Annotated in this window: 20 protein-coding genes; 3 read left to right on the forward strand and 17 right to left on the reverse strand. The window is 73.7% G+C overall.

All coding sequences use genetic code 11. The features are described from left to right. The first annotated feature begins 56 nt into the window (after nucleotides 1-56). Nucleotides 57-725, forward strand: coding sequence for a YitT family protein (locus tag ACGFH8_RS04600; protein WP_393363304.1), 669 nt, complete (start codon nucleotides 57-59; stop codon nucleotides 723-725). A 102-nt stretch (nucleotides 726-827) separates the two neighbouring features. Beyond that, the gene (locus ACGFH8_RS04605; protein WP_393363307.1) at nucleotides 828-1289 is read left to right on the forward strand and encodes a hypothetical protein; all 462 of its coding nucleotides are present in this window, start codon (nucleotides 828-830) and stop codon (nucleotides 1287-1289) included. A 5-nt stretch (nucleotides 1290-1294) separates the two neighbouring features. On the opposite strand, the gene hisF is transcribed toward ACGFH8_RS04605, so the two are convergent. The 12 genes from hisF to hisD all read right to left on the reverse strand — a co-directional run bounded on the left by hisF (nucleotide 1295) and on the right by hisD (nucleotide 9451). Continuing rightward, the gene (gene hisF, locus ACGFH8_RS04610) at nucleotides 1295-2062 is read right to left on the reverse strand and encodes an imidazole glycerol phosphate synthase subunit HisF (protein ID WP_393363309.1); all 768 of its coding nucleotides are present in this window, start codon (nucleotides 2060-2062) and stop codon (nucleotides 1295-1297) included. 76 nt (nucleotides 2063-2138) lie between these two features. After that, nucleotides 2139-3134 carry an NADP-dependent oxidoreductase gene (locus ACGFH8_RS04615; RefSeq protein WP_393363312.1) on the reverse strand — a complete coding sequence of 332 codons (996 nt, stop codon included), beginning with the start codon at nucleotides 3132-3134 and terminating at the stop codon, nucleotides 2139-2141. 46 nt (nucleotides 3135-3180) lie between these two features. Then, nucleotides 3181-3612, reverse strand: coding sequence for an organic hydroperoxide resistance protein (locus ACGFH8_RS04620; RefSeq protein ID WP_393363316.1), 432 nt, complete (start codon nucleotides 3610-3612; stop codon nucleotides 3181-3183). 5 nt (nucleotides 3613-3617) lie between these two features. Further along, nucleotides 3618-4064, reverse strand: a complete 447-nt coding sequence (locus ACGFH8_RS04625; RefSeq protein WP_393363319.1) for a MarR family winged helix-turn-helix transcriptional regulator — start codon at nucleotides 4062-4064, stop codon at nucleotides 3618-3620. An 80-nt stretch (nucleotides 4065-4144) separates the two neighbouring features. Further along, the gene (locus ACGFH8_RS04630; RefSeq protein ID WP_393363322.1) at nucleotides 4145-4534 is read right to left on the reverse strand and encodes a RidA family protein; all 390 of its coding nucleotides are present in this window, start codon (nucleotides 4532-4534) and stop codon (nucleotides 4145-4147) included. Further along, entirely contained in the window at nucleotides 4531-5256 is a 726-nt protein-coding gene (gene priA / locus ACGFH8_RS04635) for a bifunctional 1-(5-phosphoribosyl)-5-((5-phosphoribosylamino)methylideneamino)imidazole-4-carboxamide isomerase/phosphoribosylanthranilate isomerase PriA (protein ID WP_393363325.1), read from the reverse strand. Before priA ends, ACGFH8_RS04630 begins: the two co-directional genes overlap by 4 nt. 14 nt (nucleotides 5257-5270) lie before the next feature. Further along, on the reverse strand, nucleotides 5271-5594 hold the full coding sequence (locus ACGFH8_RS04640; RefSeq protein ID WP_393364505.1) for a hypothetical protein: 324 nt from the start codon (nucleotides 5592-5594) through the stop codon (nucleotides 5271-5273). A gap of 36 nt (nucleotides 5595-5630) precedes the next feature. Further along, on the reverse strand, nucleotides 5631-6263 hold the full coding sequence (gene hisH / locus ACGFH8_RS04645; RefSeq protein ID WP_393363328.1) for an imidazole glycerol phosphate synthase subunit HisH: 633 nt from the start codon (nucleotides 6261-6263) through the stop codon (nucleotides 5631-5633). Next, nucleotides 6260-6433 carry a hypothetical protein gene (locus tag ACGFH8_RS04650; RefSeq protein ID WP_393363331.1) on the reverse strand — a complete coding sequence of 58 codons (174 nt, stop codon included), beginning with the start codon at nucleotides 6431-6433 and terminating at the stop codon, nucleotides 6260-6262. The genes hisH and ACGFH8_RS04650 overlap by 4 nt, the downstream gene beginning before the upstream one ends. Then, the gene (gene hisB, locus ACGFH8_RS04655) at nucleotides 6433-7044 is read right to left on the reverse strand and encodes an imidazoleglycerol-phosphate dehydratase HisB (protein ID WP_393363334.1); all 612 of its coding nucleotides are present in this window, start codon (nucleotides 7042-7044) and stop codon (nucleotides 6433-6435) included. Before hisB ends, ACGFH8_RS04650 begins: the two co-directional genes overlap by 1 nt. Beyond that, nucleotides 7041-8132, reverse strand: a complete 1092-nt coding sequence (locus ACGFH8_RS04660; protein WP_393363337.1) for a histidinol-phosphate transaminase — start codon at nucleotides 8130-8132, stop codon at nucleotides 7041-7043. The genes hisB and ACGFH8_RS04660 overlap by 4 nt, the downstream gene beginning before the upstream one ends. Then, entirely contained in the window at nucleotides 8129-9451 is a 1323-nt protein-coding gene (gene hisD, locus ACGFH8_RS04665; RefSeq protein ID WP_393363340.1) for a histidinol dehydrogenase, read from the reverse strand. The genes ACGFH8_RS04660 and hisD overlap by 4 nt, the downstream gene beginning before the upstream one ends. Nucleotides 9452-9557: 106 nt before the next feature. Between hisD and ACGFH8_RS04670 the strand changes: the two genes are divergently transcribed. After that, entirely contained in the window at nucleotides 9558-10262 is a 705-nt protein-coding gene (locus ACGFH8_RS04670) for an LON peptidase substrate-binding domain-containing protein (protein WP_393363343.1), read from the forward strand. Here the strand turns inward: ACGFH8_RS04670 and ACGFH8_RS04675 are convergent. The 5 genes from ACGFH8_RS04675 to lspA form a co-directional block, all read right to left on the reverse strand. After that, entirely contained in the window at nucleotides 10177-11157 is a 981-nt protein-coding gene (locus ACGFH8_RS04675) for a DUF2567 domain-containing protein (RefSeq protein WP_393363346.1), read from the reverse strand. The two genes, ACGFH8_RS04670 and ACGFH8_RS04675, sit on opposite strands and share 86 nt — an antisense overlap. A gap of 56 nt (nucleotides 11158-11213) precedes the next feature. Next, nucleotides 11214-12968, reverse strand: a complete 1755-nt coding sequence (locus tag ACGFH8_RS04680) for an ATPase (RefSeq protein ID WP_393363349.1) — start codon at nucleotides 12966-12968, stop codon at nucleotides 11214-11216. 95 nt (nucleotides 12969-13063) lie between these two features. Then, a complete protein-coding gene (locus ACGFH8_RS04685) occupies nucleotides 13064-14095 on the reverse strand; it encodes a hypothetical protein (RefSeq protein ID WP_393363352.1) in 1032 nt (343 codons plus the stop codon). A 42-nt stretch (nucleotides 14096-14137) separates the two neighbouring features. Then, on the reverse strand, nucleotides 14138-15082 hold the full coding sequence (locus ACGFH8_RS04690; protein ID WP_393363355.1) for an RluA family pseudouridine synthase: 945 nt from the start codon (nucleotides 15080-15082) through the stop codon (nucleotides 14138-14140). Beyond that, nucleotides 15079-15693 carry a signal peptidase II gene (gene lspA, locus ACGFH8_RS04695; RefSeq protein WP_393363356.1) on the reverse strand — a complete coding sequence of 205 codons (615 nt, stop codon included), beginning with the start codon at nucleotides 15691-15693 and terminating at the stop codon, nucleotides 15079-15081. The genes ACGFH8_RS04690 and lspA overlap by 4 nt, the downstream gene beginning before the upstream one ends. Between the last annotated feature and the right edge of the window lie 7 nt (nucleotides 15694-15700).

Genomic DNA, 15700 nt, shown 5'->3' on the forward strand with positions numbered 1-15700 from the left:
CACTCCTCGGATATTGGCATCTTCCTCGGCGAGGATTGGCACCTAGAGTGGCATGCATGGCACTGATTGGCAATCTGCGGCAGCGGCCGGTCCGGCGACTGGCGCAGCTCTATCTGGGGCTCGTCCTCTACGGCGTCAGCATGGCCCTGATGATCCGCTCCACCCTGGGCCTCGACCCCTGGGACGTGTTCCACCAGGGGCTGTCCAAGCGGACCGGGCTCTCCTTCGGCACCGTCACCATCGCCGTCGGCGCGCTGGTGCTGCTGCTGTGGATTCCGTTGCGACAGCGGCCGGGCCTCGGCACGGTCAGCAACGTCGTGGTGATCGGCCTCGTCGTGGACGCCACACTGGCCCTCCTGCCGACCGGTGGCCCGCTCGGCGTCCGGATCGCGCTGCTGAGCACCGGGATCGTCGCCAACGGTGCCGCCACCGGCCTCTATCTCGGCGCCCGACTGGGGCCGGGGCCCCGAGACGGGCTGATGACCGGCTTCGTGGCCCGCCGGCCGGGCCGGTCGGTCCGGCTGGTGCGCACCGTCATCGAGGTCACCGTGCTGGCGCTCGGCTGGCTCCTCGGCGGCAAGGTCGGCGTGGGCACCGTCGCGTACGCGCTGGCCATCGGTCCGTTGGCCCAGCTCTTCATTCCGCTGTTCGCGGTGCCCGACGCCGCGCCGGACGACGCCGCGCCCTCGCCGGGCAGCCCCGCCCCGGTCGCCCCCGCCGGCTGAATCCTCACCCACCGTCCGTGAGCCGGTACGTCGTGGTGGTGCGGCAGACCGGATGGGAGGGTGGGTGTTCCCTTCCGCGACGCGCGCCGTCATCATCTCTGCATGGGGGAGAACGGTTGGCGATGGACGGACGCCTGGATCTTCGTGTCGCTGGTGATCGCGAGCGGAGCGGGCCGGCACCGCCGGTCGGCGACGAGTCGACGGCCGGAGGGCGTCCGCCTGACCGACGTGCTCTCCACCGCCGATCACCTCAACCACGCGATTCCACAGCGGCACGAGGTGGAGGCCGCGGTCCAGCGGCTGGTCGGGGCCGGGCTGGTGAGCGTCGCCGACGGCTGGTTCCGGATCACCACCGAGGGTGAGCAGCTCTGGCGCACCCGCCCCCGGGCGGGCGTGGCGACCATGGTGGACACCGTGCAGGGCGTGCTGACCCGCCGACACGCACCCGGCCGGGCCGACTGGAGCCTGGACGAGGCCGACCACGCGGCGGCCGTCCAGGAATACGCGGTCCGCTCGATCCCCACGCCCCGCCGGTCACCGGAGGGGCACTCCGGCGGGCACTGACCCGCTCAGCGCACCGGGTGGCCGCTGTGTCGCAGCGCGTCCTTGACCTCGGCCACGGTCAGCTCGCCGAAGTGGAAGACGCTCGCGGCGAGCACCGCGTCCGCGCCCGCGCCGATCGCGGGCGGGAAGTGGGCCACCTCGCCGGCGCCTCCGCTGGCCACCACCGGCACGTCCACCACCGCCCGCACCGCGGCGATCAGCTCCAGATCGAAGCCGGCCTTGGTGCCGTCGGCGTCCATCGAGTTGAGCAGGATCTCCCCCGCGCCCAGATCGGCGCCCCGCTGCGCCCACCGCACCGCGTCGATGCCGGTGCCCCGCCGGCCGCCGTGCGTGGTGACCTCGAAGCCACTGGGCGTGCCGTCGCCGGGCGACCGACGCACGTCGAGGGAGAGCACCAGCACCTGCCGGCCGAACCGGTCGGCTATCTCGGCGATCAGCTCCGGCCGGGCGATGGCGGCGGTGTTCACGCCGACCTTGTCCGCGCCGGCGCGCAGCAGCGTGTCGACATCGGCGACCTGGCGGACACCGCCACCGACGGTCAGTGGGATGAACACCGACTCGGCGGTGCGGCGCACCACGTCGAGCATGGTGCCCCGGTCGCTGGAGGACGCGGTGACGTCGAGGAAGGTCAGCTCGTCGGCGCCGGCCCGGTCGTACGCGGCGGCCAACTCCACCGGGTCGCCGGCATCGCGCAGGTCGAGGAAGTTGACACCCTTGACCACCCGCCCGGCGTCCACGTCGAGACAGGGGATCACCCGTACCGCCACCGTCATGCCGCGAGCCTATCGCCCGCACGCGCGGCGACGACCGACCGGTGCGGCCGGTCACCGCCGCGCGTCGGATCGGGACTCACACCTTGACGAGCATCTTGCCGAGGTTCTCGCCGCGCAGCAGGCCGAGGAACGCCGCCGGGGCGTTCTCGATGCCGTCGACGATCGTCTCGTCGTAGGACAGCGTGCCGTCGCGCAGCCAGCCGGCGACGTCGCGGACGAAAGCCGCCCGCATGTCGTTGTGATCGTTGACCAGGAAGCCGCGCAGGGTGAGCCGCTTGCCGATGACGAGTGCCAGGTTGCGCGGCGCGGCGGGCGGCTCGGTGTCGTTGTACTGGGCGATCATGCCGCAGATGGCGGCCCGGCCGTGCAGGTTCATGGTCGAGATCGCCGCCTCCAGGTGGTCGCCGCCGACGTTGTCGAAGTAGACGTCGACGCCGTCCGGGGCCGCGCTGCGCAGCGACTCGCGGACCCCGTCGTGGTAGTCGAAGGCCGCGTCGAAGCCCAGCGCCCGCAGCCGCTCGACCTTGGCCGGCGAGCCGGCGCTGCCGATGACCCGGCCGGCGCCCTTGAGCTTGGCGATCTGGCCGACCAGGCTGCCGACCGCGCCGGCCGCGGCGGAGACGAAGACCGTCTCGCCAGGCTTCATGGCGGCGACCCCCAACAGTCCGGCGTACGCGGTCAGCCCGGTCATGCCGAGCACGCTCAGGTACGCGCTGACCGGCGCGACGCTCGTGTCGACCGGCCGGGCGGCGGTGGCGTCGAGCAGCGCGTACTCCCGCCAGCCGAGCCCGTGCAGGACTGTGGTGCCGACGGCGGTGCCCGGCGCCTCGCTGGCCACCACCTCGCCGATCGCGGCACCGTCGAGCGGCGCGTCGAGCGCGAACGGCGCGACGTACGACTTGACGTCGTTCATCCGCCCCCGCATGTACGGGTCGACGGACAGGTACTGGTTGCGGACCACGATCTCGCCCGGTCCGGGCTTCGGGATGTCGGTGTCGACGATCCGGAAGGTGTCCTCGGTGGGCCAGCCCTCGGGGCGGCTGGCCAGGTGGATCTCACGATTGCCGGTCACGTGGTGTCGTCCTCTCGTCCGCGGGTGGGGGCCTGGAGCCGCGCGGTCACGCGGCCAGGGTCTCGCGGACGGTCAGCGCGACGTCGATGTTGCCGCGGGTGGCGTTGGAGTACGGGCAGACCTGGTGGGCCTGCTCGACGATCTGCTCGGCGGTCTCGCGGGAGACGGCGGGCAGGTCGACGACGAGCCGCACGGTGAGCCCGAAACCGCCGCTGCCGTTCGGGCCGATGCCCACCTCCGCGGCGACGACGGAGTCGCTCACGTCGGCCTTGGCCCGGCGGCCCACGAGCCGCAGCGCGCTGTGGAAGCAGGCCGCGTAGCCGGCGGCGAAGAGCTGCTCGGGGTTGGCGGCCCCACCGGCGCCGCCCATCTCCTTCGGCACGGCCAGGTCGAGCGCCAGGGTGCCGTCGGAGGTCTCGACGCGGCCGTCGCGGCCGTCGCCGCTGGCGGTCGCGGACGCGGTGTAGAGAACCTGCATGAGAGTCACTGCTCCTTCTGTCGGTGGATGGTCTCGGTGACCCGGGTGAGGGTGTCGCGCAGCGCGACCAGCTCGCCGAGGCCCAGCCCGGTGGCCTGCGCGATGCGCAGCGGGACGTCGCAGACCCGCTCGCGCAGCGCCCGGCCCTGCTCGGTGAGGCCGACCTCGACCCGCCGCTCGTCGCGGGCCGACCGCCGCCGGGCCACCAGACCCGCCCCCTCCAGCCGCTTGAGCAGCGGGGAGAGCGTGCCGGAGTCCAGTCGCAGCTCGGCGCCCAACTCGGACACCGTGGGGGCGTCGTCGGGGCGCTCCCAGAGCACCAGCAGCACCAGGTACTGCGGGTAGGTCAGCCCGACCTCGTCGAGGATCGGCCGGTAGACGTCGGTCAGGGCGCGCGACGCGGCGTAGAGCGCGAAGCACACCTGCCGGCGCAGCACCAGGTCATCGGTCACCGCATAACCGTAGCCCACAATTAAGTTGTGCACAACTTATCAGGCCGGGAGGCGGCCAGCGCGGCGCTCACCCGGCGACCTCAGCGATCGCCGAGGTACGCCTCCAACTCCACCTCGACCAGATGCTCCGGGTCCAGCAGCCCGGCCACCACCACCAGCGTCGCCGCCGGCCGGACCGCGCCGAAGACCACGTTGTGCGCCCGGCCCACCTCGTCGGCGTGCCGCCGGTCGGTCACGTACATCCTGGTCCGGACCACGTCACCCGGCTCCGCACCCACCTCGGCCAGCGCGTCCAACCCGATCCGCAGCGCCTGCGCGGTCTGCGCGGCGGCATCACCGACGTGCACCACCCGACCATCCACCGTCGCGGTGCAGCCGGACGTGAAGGCCCGATCGCCGGCCCGGACCACCCGCGAGTAGCCGTAGATCCGCTCCCACGGGCCACCCGAGGAGAGCCGGGTGACAGTCACACCTCGGCCAGGGTCCGCAGCGCCTCGGCCACCGTGAAGGCACCCGCGTAGAGCGCCTTGCCGGCGATCACGCCCTCCACCCCGATCGGCTCCAGGGTCGCCAACGCCCGCAGGTCGTCGAGCGTGGACACCCCGCCGGAGGCGATCACCGGCCGGTCGGTGCGGGCACACACCTCGCGCAACAGGTCCAGGTTCGGACCGCGCATCGTGCCGTCCTTGGTGATGTCGGTGACCACGTACCGGCTCGCGCCGGCCTTGTCCAGCCGCTCCAGCACCTCGTAGAGGTCGCCGCCGTCGCGCGTCCAACCCCGCGCGGAGAGGGTGTGGCCGCGTACGTCCAACCCGATGGCCACCCGGTCGCCGTACTCCCCCACCACCCGGTCACACCACACCGGGTCCTCCAGGGCCGCGGTGCCGATGTTCACCCGGGCCGCCCCGGTGCCCAACGCCGCGCGCAGCGACTCGTCGTCACGGATGCCGCCGGACAGCTCCACCTTGACGTCCAGTTGGCGCACCACCTCGGCGAGAAGGTGCGCGTTCGTGCCCCGACCGAACGCCGCGTCCAGGTCGACCAGGTGGATCCACTCGGCACCGTCCTGCTGCCAGGCCAGTGCCGCGTCCAACGGCTCGCCATAGTGGCTCTCGCTTCCGACGGCGCCCTGCACGAGCCGGACGGCCCGGCCGTCGGCGACATCCACGGCGGGTAACAGAGTGAGGCTCAACGTCTTCTCCTCGATCAGGTACGGCGGTCCAGGGCGATCACGACGATCGCCGGCAGTACGAGCAGCAACAACACGATCAGCGCGATCCGCAACGCCAGGTTGTCGACGAACGACCAGATCAGAATCAGCGCCGCGCCGGTGAGCAGCACGATGGCGGCCCGCTCACCCCGGCTGTGCCGGGCCAGCCGCCCGGAACGGCCGCGTCGCAACCGCGGGGTCAACCGGCGGACCACCGCGCGGCGGCGCTGCCGGCGCGCCACCCGACGCTGCCGAGCCGCCCGCTCCCGGGCCTGCTCCGCCTCCCGCTCCGCCCGCCGGCGAGCCCGTTCCCGGCTCACCGCGACGCCCTCGAATCGGGCGGCGGGCAACGACGCTCAGCCACCGGTGGGCAGCGTGGCGAGCCAGTTGCGCAGCAGCGCGGCACCGGTGTCGGCGGACTTCTCCGGATGGAACTGGGCCGCCGAGAGCGGCCCCCGCTCCACCGCGGCGACGAAATCCGTGTCGTGCCGCGCGGTGGTCACCACGGCGCCGGCGGCGGCCAACGCCGCCGGGTCGCCCATCGCGTACGAGTGGACGAAGTAGAACCGGCTCTGCGCGGTCAGCCCCGCGAAGAGCACCGACTCCTCGGGCGCCCGGACCGTGTTCCAGCCCATGTGCGGCAGCCTGGTGGCGGCCAGTCGGGTCACCCCGCCGGGCAGCAACCCCAGCCCCTTGGTCACCACGCCGTGCTCGTCGCCGTGCTCGAAGAGCACCTGCATGCCCACACAGATGCCGAGCACCGGCCGGCCGGCGGCGACCCGCTCGGCGATCACCGGGCCCGCTCCGAGCGCCTCGATCCCGGCCATGCACGCGGCGTACGCGCCCACCCCCGGCACCACCAGGCCGTCGGCGGCGGCAGCGGCGGCCAGGTCGTCGGTCACCCGGACGTCCGCGCCGGCGGCGGCCAGCGCCCGCTCCGCCGAGCGCAGGTTGCCCGAGCCGTAGTCGAGCACCACCACGGCGCTCACGCGTCGCCCCCCGGCAAGAGTCGGAGCACCCCGGCGACCGTGGCGAGCGCCGCGAGCACCGCGGTGACGAACACCGCCGCCTTCGGCGCGCCCTGGCGGTACAACGACCAGGCACCGCCGACAAGCACCCCCGCCAGGATCAGCAGCAGCGTCGGCAACGCGGCGCCCATCAGAGCGTGCCCTTCGTGCTCGGGATCGCGCCCGCCGCACGGGGATCGATCGCGGTCGCCTCACGCAACGCCCGGGAAACGGCCTTGAACTGGGCCTCCACCACGTGGTGCGCGTCCGGGTGGCCACCCGGCCGGGCCGCCCGCAGCACGTCGACGTGCAACGTGACCCGGGCCGCCTGACCGAAGGACTCCCAGATGTGCCGGGTCATGCTCGTCGCGTAGACCGGCCCGATGTACGGGGCCAGCGCCGGCTCGTCGTGCACCACGTACGGCCGGCCGGACAGGTCCACCGCGGCCCGGACCAGCACCTCGTCCATCGGCACCGTCGCCGAGCCGTACCGCCGGATGCCGGCCTTGTCGCCAAGCGCCTGGTCGAACGCGGCGCCCAGGGCCAGGGCGGTGTCCTCGATCGTGTGGTGCGCGTCGATCTCCAGGTCGCCCACCGTGCGGACGGTCAGGTCGAAGCCGCCGTGCCGGGCGATCTGGTTCAGCATGTGGTCGTAGAAGCCGACCCCGGTGCTGATCTCGGCGGTGCCGTTACCGTCGAGGTCGATCTCGACGAGAACCTTTGTCTCCTTGGTGATCCGCTCCACCCGGGCGGTCCGGCTCATTGCGCTGTCTCCATTGCAGAAAGGAAGGCATCGGTCTCGGCCGAGGTGCCCGCGGTCACCCGCAGCCAGCCGGGCAGGCCCACGTCGCGGACCAGCACCCCCTGCGCCAGCAGGGCATGCCAGACGGTGGTCTGGTCGCCGCCCACCTCGAAGAGCACGAAATTGGCGTCGCTGTCGGCGACCCGCAACCCACGCTCGCGCAGCGTCGCCACGATCCGGTCCCGCTGCACCATGATCGCGCTCACCGTACCGAGGAGGGTGTCGCGGTGGGTCACCGCCGCACGGGCGGCAGCCTGGGTGAGCGTGGACAGATGATACGGCAGTCGGACGAGCTGCACCGCCTGCACCACCGCCGGGTCCGCGGCCAGGTAACCCAGCCGCCCGCCGGCGAAGCCGAACGCCTTGCTCATCGTCCTGGTGACCACCAACCGGGGGTGGCCGGGCAGCACCGCGAGGGCACTGACCGTCCCGGGGCGGGCGAACTCGGCGTACGCCTCGTCCACGACCACCATGCCGGGCGCGACGTCGAGCACCGCCGCGATCACCGCCGGGTCCAGTGCCGTGCCGGTGGGGTTGTTCGGAGAGCAGAGGAAGACCACGTCGGGTCGGTGCTCGCGGACCTGGGCGACCGCCTCCCCGACGGTCAGACCGAAGTCGACGCCGCGCCGCGCGGGCACCCACCGGGTGCCGGTGCCGAGGGCCAGCAGCGGGTGCATCGAGTACGCCGGGACGAAGCCGAGCGCGCTGCGCCCCGGCCCGCCGAACGCCTGCAGGAGCTGCTGCTGGATCTCGTTGGAGCCGTTGGCGGCCCACACCTGGTCGACGGTGAGCCCGTGCCCGAGATATTCGGCCAGGTCGGCGCGGAGCGCCACCGCGTCCCGGTCCGGATAGCGGTTCAACTCCCGCAGCTCGGCCGCGAGCGCCTTGCTGATCGCCTCGACCACCGGCTCCGGCACCGGGTGGGAGTTCTCGTTCGTGTTGAGTCGCACCGGCACGTCCAACTGCGGCGCGCCGTACGGCGACAGCCCGCGCAGGTCGTCGCGGATCGGCAGGTCGTCCAGGCCGGTTCGCTCGCCGCGCTCGCTCACGCCGACGCTCCCGGGAAACGGGCCTGGACCGCCTGGCCGTGCGCGGGCAGGTCCTCGACTCCGGCCAGGGTGACCACGTGTGGGGCCACCTCACGCAGAGCGGCCTCGGTGTATTCGATCAGGTGCACGCCGCGCAGGAACGACTGGACCGACAACCCGGAGGAGTGCCGGGCGCAGCCGCCGGTGGGCAGCACGTGGTTGGACCCGGCGCAGTAGTCGCCGAGCGACACCGGCGACCAGGCGCCCACGAAGATCGCCCCCGCGTTGCGGACCCGCAGCGCCCACTCCCGGGCGTCGACCGTCTGGATCTCCAGGTGCTCGGCCGCGTACGCGTCGACCACCCGCAACCCCGCCTCCAGGTCGTCGACCAGGACCACGCCGCTCTGCTCGCCGGTCAACGCGGTGGTGACACGCTCGGCGTGCTTGGTCGCCGGCACCTGCCGGGCCAACTCCCGCTCGACCGACTCGACGAGCGTCAGCGACGGGGTGACGAGCACGCTCGCGGCGAGCGGGTCGTGCTCGGCCTGACTGATCAGGTCGGCGGCGACGTGCGCCGGGTCGGCCGTGTCGTCGGCCAGGATGGCGATCTCGGTCGGCCCGGCCTCGGCGTCGATGCCGACCACGCCGCGCAGCAACCGCTTGGCGGCGGTCACCCAGATGTTGCCGGGGCCGGTGATCAGGTCGACCGGGTCGCACCGCAGCTCACCCAACGGGTCGACCGCCGCGCCGTACGCCAGCATCGCCACCGCCTGGGCTCCGCCCACGGCGTACACCTCGTCGACGCCGAGCAACGCGCACGCGGCGAGCACCCGGGCGTCGGGCAGACCGCCGTTGTCCTTCTGCGGCGGGCTGGCCACCACCAGCGACCGCACACCGGCCGCCTGGGCCGGCACGACGTTCATCACCACTGTCGACGGGTACATCGCCAGGCCGCCGGGCACGTAGAGGCCGACCCGGTCGACCGGCAGCCAGCGCTCGGTGACCGTGCCGCCGGGCACCACCTGCGTGGTGTGGTCGGTGCGCCGCTGGTCGTCGTGCACCCTGCGGGCTCGGGCGATCGACTCCAGCAGCGCGGCGCGCACGGCCGGGTCGAGCACCCCCTCGGCCTCGGCGATCGCCTCGACCGGCACCCGCAGCACCTGCGGGGAGATGCCGTCGAACCGCTCGCTGGCCTCCCGGATCGCCGGGTAGCCATGCTCGCGGACCGCCTCCACCAGCGGGCGGATCCGCTCGACGGCAACCGAGACGTCGAGCTGGGCACGGGGCAGCAGGCGGCGCGGGTCACCGAGACCGTCGCGCAGGTCGATCCGATTCAGCACCCTTGGGAGTCTAGGCGGCCGGCGCGGAGCGCACCCGAGCCGCCCGACCGCCGGGACGGTGAGCCGGGCCACGCCCCCGGGGGCGAGATTGGTTAGGCTCGACCATGTGACCGCACGGCTGCCGGTGTTCCCGCTCGCAACAGTGCTCTTTCCCGGGTTGGTGCTGCCGCTGCACATCTTCGAGGATCGCTACCGGGCGCTGGTGCGGCACCTGGTCGACCTGCCCGAGGGTGCTCCGCGCGAGTTCGGCGTGGTGGCCATCCAGTCCGGCTGGGAGGTCGCGCCCGCCGGTCCCGGCGCCCGCTCCACGCCGGGCGGCGGTGACGTCACCCTGCACGAGGTGGGCTGCACCGCCGAGCTGCGCCAGGTGACCGAGCTGGCCGATGGGGGCTTCGACATCGTCACGGTCGGCCGGCGTCGCTTCCGGATCGCCGAGGTCGACGACACCGTCGCGCCCTACCTGACCGCCGACGTGGAGTGGTTGCCCGACCCGGCCGGGCCGGACGAGGTGGCCGAGCTGCTGGCCGCCCGGGTGATCGCGGTGTTCCGGCAGTACCTGGGCCTGATCCGCTCCGATCCGGAGGAGATCTCCGAGCAACTGCCGGAGGACCCGACGGTGCTCTCCCACCTGGTGGCGGCGACCGCGGCACTCACCGTCGACGACCGCCAGCGGCTGCTGGCCATCGACGACACCGCCGCCCGGCTCCGTGCCGAGCTGCGGCTGCTCAACCGCGAGGTGGCTCTGCTTCGTCAGGTGCGGGCGGTGCCGGTGCCGCTGTCGGAGTTGGCGTCCCCGCCGACACCCAACTGAACCCCGCCGGGTCCGGCTCCGGGCGCAGCCCCGGCCACCGTGACCAGCCGGCCAGCAGGGTGTACAGGATCGCGGCGCCGAACGCCGGCAGCAGCAGGTTTCCGTGCGGCACCGGCAGCACGCCGAGCACCCAGTCGATCCCACCGGCCCGCAGGTCGGCCGGCTTGGTGAAGGCCTGCCCGGCCGGGGCGGTGGCCAGCAGCCGGTCGAAGGTGGCCAGGCCGACCCGCCTACCCACCTGCCAGGCCACCGGTGCGGCGACCAACGCGCCGAGCACCGCGGCGAGCAGCCCCACCGGGCCGCGCCGCCGCCGCAGCACGAACCACAGGGCGAGCGCGACAAGCAGCCCGAAGCCGAGCCCGAGCAGGCTGAACCACCCGTCGGCGGCGATCGGCTGCTCCGGTTGCGGGTCGGCGTAGATCGCCCCCTCGACGGTCTTGACCACCGGCGTGTCCGGCGCGAGCGCGGCCCAGAGCAGGCCGAACGGCACACCCAGCACGGCGAGCGCGAGCACCGTGCCCAGCACCGTCACCACGGCGCGCAGCGGACGGCGCGGCTCGTCGAAGCTCAGCTCCAGAGAGCTCTGGTACGCCCCCGGAAGGGCACCGCCGGACGGCGGCTCACCCGCGGCCGACTGCTCACCCACGGACGGCTGCTCACCCACGGACGGCTGCTCACCCACGGACGGCTGCTCACCCACGGACGGCTGCTCACCCACGGACGGCTGCTCACCCACGGACGGCGGCGCACTCGCGGACGGCGGCGCACTCGCGGACGGCGGCTCGCCCACGGGCGGCGGCTCGGCGGTCGGCGGTGTCGTGCCCGACGCTCGGGGCGGCGTGGACTGGTCGGGCTCGTCGACGGGCCGCTCACGGTCGGGGTTGTCCGGGCTCACCCGATGATCCTCTCAGGCCCGGTGTGCGGCCGGGGCCCCGGTGGCGGCAGACCAGCTCACCGGGCGAACGGCTCCACCATCATCGCCGCCGCGCGCAGCCACGCCTGCCGGGTCTCCGGCTGGAGCTGGTGGTACTCGATCGACGACCCGGTCTCCAGCGCCGGGTCGTACGGCACCACCGCCACCCCCCGGGTACGGGTGGCGAAGTGCCGCTCCAGGTCGTCCTGCAGGGGCGAGCGGCCCGAGGTCGGGCAGGAGATCAGGGTGATCGCGTTGTCCGCCAGCTCGCCCATGCCCTCCTCGTGCAGCAGGTCGAGCATCCAGTCGGCGCTGAACGCCGCGTCCTCGCGGGGGACGGTCGTCACCACCAGCTGATCCGCGGCCTGCATCACGGTGCGCCAGTTGGGGCTCTCCACGTTGTTGCCGGTGTCCACGCAGACCACGTCGTGGGTGCGCCGCAGCAACTCCAACACCCGCCGGACGGTGAACTGGTCCAGTCGTTGGGCGAAGCGCGGGCTCTCCTCGCCGGCCAGCACGTCGTACGAGCCGTCGGAGGCGTGCCGCAGGTAGTCGTCGAGCCGACCCAGCAGGGTCGAGTCCTCCAGGATCTCGATGTGGGCCAGGTCGCTGACCAGGTGCCGGATCGTCCGGGCGTGCCGGGCGCTGCCGGCGCGCAGTCCGAGGGTGCCGCGCAGCTCGTTGTCGTCCCAGGCCAGTACGCCCTTCCCGCGCACGCTGCCGACGGTGGCCGCGGCGAGCACGGTCGCGGTGGTCTTGTGCACCCCGCCCTTGGGGTTGGCGAAGGCGAACACCCGGGGCGTGCCCAGGTCGCGGCGGAGCACCCCGTTGGCCCGCTCCAGCTCCGGGTCGGCGCCCTGCGAGCGCCACTCGACCCGGGCCGGGTAGGCGCGTTCGGAGACCGCCGAACCGACGGACGGGGTGGTCGGAGGCACGACCGGCGGGGTGGGCGGGGGTGCGACAGGTGGGGGTGGCGGCGCGGCCGCCGGGTAGCCGGTCTCCGGCTGGTAGCCGGTCTCCAACAGCGCGTACCGCGACTCCACCGGCGGGTCGCCCGGCCGGTAGCCGTTGTCCAGCAGCGCGTAGCGGGACTGGGCGGCCTCGGGCGCGCGGGGCGGCGGCTCGGGCTCGGCCCGGTACGCCGGTTCCGCCTGGTAGCCCGGCTCGGCCCGGTACGCCGGCTCGGCCCGGTAGTCCGGCTCCGCGCGGTAGCCCGGCTCCGGCTCCGCGCGATAGCCCGGCTCCGCCCGGTAACCCGGCTCGGCGCGATAGCCCGGTTCCGCGCGATAGGTCGGCTCGGCCCGGTAGTCCGGCTCGGCGCGATAGGTCGGCTCGGCCCGGTAGTTCGGCTCCGCCCGGTAGTCCGGCTCCGCCCGGTAGTCCGGCTCCGCGCGATAGGTCGGTTCAGCGCGGTACGCCGGTTCCGCCCGGTACGCCGGCTCGGAGCGGTACGCCGGCTCCGACCGGTAGTCCGGCTCGGCCCCGTAGGCGGGATCCGCCCGGTACGTCGGTTCAGCCCGATAGGCGGGGTCGACGCGGTAGGTCGCCTCGGCCCGGTAGGCGGGGTCCGCGCCGTACGACGAATCCGCCGGATGCCCGACGGCGGGCGCCCTCCCGGCGTGCCCGTTCGGGGCCGCACGTCGCGGCAGCGGGTCCGGCGGCGCCTCGTCGGCCCGCCGCTCCGGCTCGGTCTGCTCCGCGCCGCGACCGCCCAGCCGGGCGCGGTCCAACAACGCACGCCACCGCGGCGCTGGTTCGGCCGGCCGGCCCCAGCCGGTCTCACTGCCCTCCACGGCCCGCCCTCCCAGCACCATCGATCTTCGTCTGACAGGCTACGAAGCAAACCCTATTCGGACCACACCTCAGAACGCACACCAGCCGACGCAGATCACGACGGCGTGGGCGTCGGCGGCTCGCCGGCGTCGGTGACGTCCGGCGAGGTGGTGACGCTCGACGGGGGCGGCTCGGTGGGCTCCGGCGAGGACGGCACGGGTAACGGAATCGTCACGACGGGTGCGGGTTCCGACGATTCGCCCACCGACGCCGTGGGCGCCGGGGTGCGCGAGGCCGGCTCCGACCGCTGGGCTGGCGTCGGCTTCGGACTCGCTCCGGTGTCGGCGGGCGGGCGCACCACGTCACGCTGCTCCGGCAGGGGCGGCGTGAAGACCGTGCGGTCCAGCCGGTGAACCTCCGGGGCGGGGTCGACCGCCCGCACGTCCGGCCGGGCCGCCATGCCGCGCAACACCGCCGGCGCCGCTCGTACCACCGCCGCGTAGACGCAGGCGCAGCCGGTGCGGTACGCGGCCGCCTCGGCCGTCGCCACCTCGGCGCCGCTGGCGTAGAGCGCGCGCAACTCCCGTTCGCTCTCGCCGTCGCCGTCGACAGCGGTGGCCCTGGCCCGGTAGTCCGCGGCCTCGGTCTCCTTGCGGGCCGCCACCTCGCCCATTCCGGCGACCACGTCGTCCGGCACCCGCAGCGCGGGAATCTTGACGATCTCGGTCTGCCGCCCCGGCAGCGGGACCCGCCCGAAGACCGTCGAGACCGGAACGTCGCCGAGCACCGTCGCCAGACGCTGCGGCGGCAGGTACGCGACGAGTGTGACGAGCGCGTAGGTCCCGTCCTCGGCGGCCGGGGGAGTCTCGGCGAGCGCGGCCAGGTCGGCGGCGGCGGACCGCAGGTAGCCGGGCACGGAGTCGCCGTCGGAGACTCCGACCCGGGTCACCTCGCCCACCGTCCGGTCGCCGAGCGGGGTCTCGTCGGCGGCCCAGAGCGCGGTGCCCAGCACCGCCGCCGCGGACAGCGCGGCCGCCCAGGTGAGCACCCCGGACCGGGTCGGCCGGTCGCCCAACCGGGTCACGGCCCGGGTCAGCGGCGGCAGCAACCGTTGGTCCAACTGCCGCAGCAGGTTGCCGGCGCGCACGGGCGGGATCCCCTCGTCGGATCGGTGTCGGACGGTCGCCGCTCAGTCACGCAGGATCTGGAGCGCGCGGTCCAGATCGTCAGGGTAGTCGCTGACGAACCGGACCTCGTCCCCCGTTCGGGGGTGCAGGAAGCTCAGTTCGCGGGCGTGCAACCACTGTCGGGCCAGGCCGAGACGGGCCGAGAGGGTGGGGTCGGCACCGTAGGTCAGGTCACCCACGCACGGGTGCCGCATGGTCGAGAAGTGCACCCGGATCTGGTGGGTCCGGCCGGTCTCCAGTCGGACGTCGACGAGGCTGGCCGCCGGGAACGCCTCCAGGGTGTCGTAGTGGGTGATGCTCGGCTTACCACCGGAGACCACCGCCCAGCGGTAGTCGTGGGTGGGGTGCCTGTCGATCGGCGCGTCGACGGTGCCGCGCAACGGGTCCAGGTGACCCTGCACCACCGCGTGGTAGCCCTTGTCCACCTCGCGGTACTTGAAGGCCCGCTTCAACGCCGTGTACGCGTGTTCGCTCTTGGCCACCGCCATGATCCCGGTGGTGCCGACGTCGAGCCGGTGCACCACGCCCTGCCGCTCGGCGGCGCCGCTCGTGGAGATGCGGTGCCCGATCGCGGCGAGGGCGCCGATCACCGTCGGACCGGTCCACCCGGGGCTGGGGTGCGCGGCCACGCCCACCGGCTTGTCGACCACCACGATGTCGTCGTCGGCGTAGACCACCCGCAGGCCGGGCACCGCCTGCGGCACGACTGTCGGCGGCGCGACCGGGGCGGGCAGGGTGACCTCCAGCCAGGAGCCGGCCTTGACCTTGTGCGAGTTGGCACGGGAGGCGCCGTCGACAAGCGCGTCCCCGGCGTCGACAAGGGCCGCGGCGGCGGTGCGGGAGAGCCCGAAGAGCCGGGACACCGCCTGGTCCAGTCGCATGCCGTCGAGGCCGTCCGGGACCGGGAGGGAACGCTGGTCGCCGCCTGCGGCGAACGCGGAGGTCATGCCCGCTCCCGCTGGTCCGCGCCCTGGGTGGCGTCCGTCTCGACCGGGGCGCCGTCGCGCCCGGCCCGTCGGCCGTCCCGCTGGCGGCCGGTCAACTCCAACAGCATGGCCAGCAGCACACCGCAGACCAGCGAACTGTCGGCCAGGTTGAACACCGGCCAGACCTGGCCGTACGGGTCGAAGAGGCTGATCATGTCGACCACGTGCCCGTGGAAGGGCGCGGGGGCCCGGAAGATCCGATCGACGAGATTGCCGAGCGCGCCGCCCAGCACCAGGCCGAGGCAGATCGCCCACGGCAGCGAGCGCAGGCGCAGGGCCATCCAGACGATCCAGCCGACCACACCGATGGTGATCAGCGGGAAGATCCAGGTGTGGTCCGCGCCGATGCTCCAGGCGGCGCCGCTGTTGCGGGTCAGGCTCAGGTAGACGGCCCCGCTGAGCAGTCGGACCGGCTCCCGGTCGGTCAACGCGGCGAGCGCGAGGTGCTTGGTGACCAGGTCGGCCAGCAGGGCCACCAGGGCGACTCCGGCGAGAATCGCGATGGCCCGGGGGCGACGTTTGTCGCCGCCCGGGTCGGTGCGGCCGGGTTCGGCGGACGGTGCTGCGGTCATGCGCTCC

The sequence above is a fragment of the Micromonospora sp. NPDC049175 genome (assembly GCF_043197345.1).
Lineage (GTDB): Bacteria > Actinomycetota > Actinomycetes > Mycobacteriales > Micromonosporaceae > Micromonospora.

Bases quoted from the DNA above. Each gene is read 5' to 3' on its own strand.
- ACGFH8_RS04650 (WP_393363331.1), bottom strand. From the start codon at position 6,433: ATGGGCGCCGCGTTGCCGACGCTGCTGCTGATCCTGGCGGGGGTGCTT.
- ACGFH8_RS04620 (WP_393363316.1), bottom strand. From the start codon at position 3,612: ATGCAGGTTCTCTACACCGCGTCCGCGACCGCCAGCGGCGACGGCCGC.
- hisB (WP_393363334.1), bottom strand. From the start codon at position 7,044: ATGAGCCGGACCGCCCGGGTGGAGCGGATCACCAAGGAGACAAAGGTT.
- ACGFH8_RS04690 (WP_393363355.1), bottom strand. From the start codon at position 15,082: ATGACCTCCGCGTTCGCCGCAGGCGGCGACCAGCGTTCCCTCCCGGTC.
- ACGFH8_RS04600 (WP_393363304.1), top strand. From the start codon at position 57: ATGGCACTGATTGGCAATCTGCGGCAGCGGCCGGTCCGGCGACTGGCG.
- ACGFH8_RS04605 (WP_393363307.1), top strand. From the start codon at position 828: ATGGGGGAGAACGGTTGGCGATGGACGGACGCCTGGATCTTCGTGTCG.
- hisF (WP_393363309.1), bottom strand. From the start codon at position 2,062: ATGACGGTGGCGGTACGGGTGATCCCCTGTCTCGACGTGGACGCCGGG.
- lspA (WP_393363356.1), bottom strand. From the start codon at position 15,693: ATGACCGCAGCACCGTCCGCCGAACCCGGCCGCACCGACCCGGGCGGC.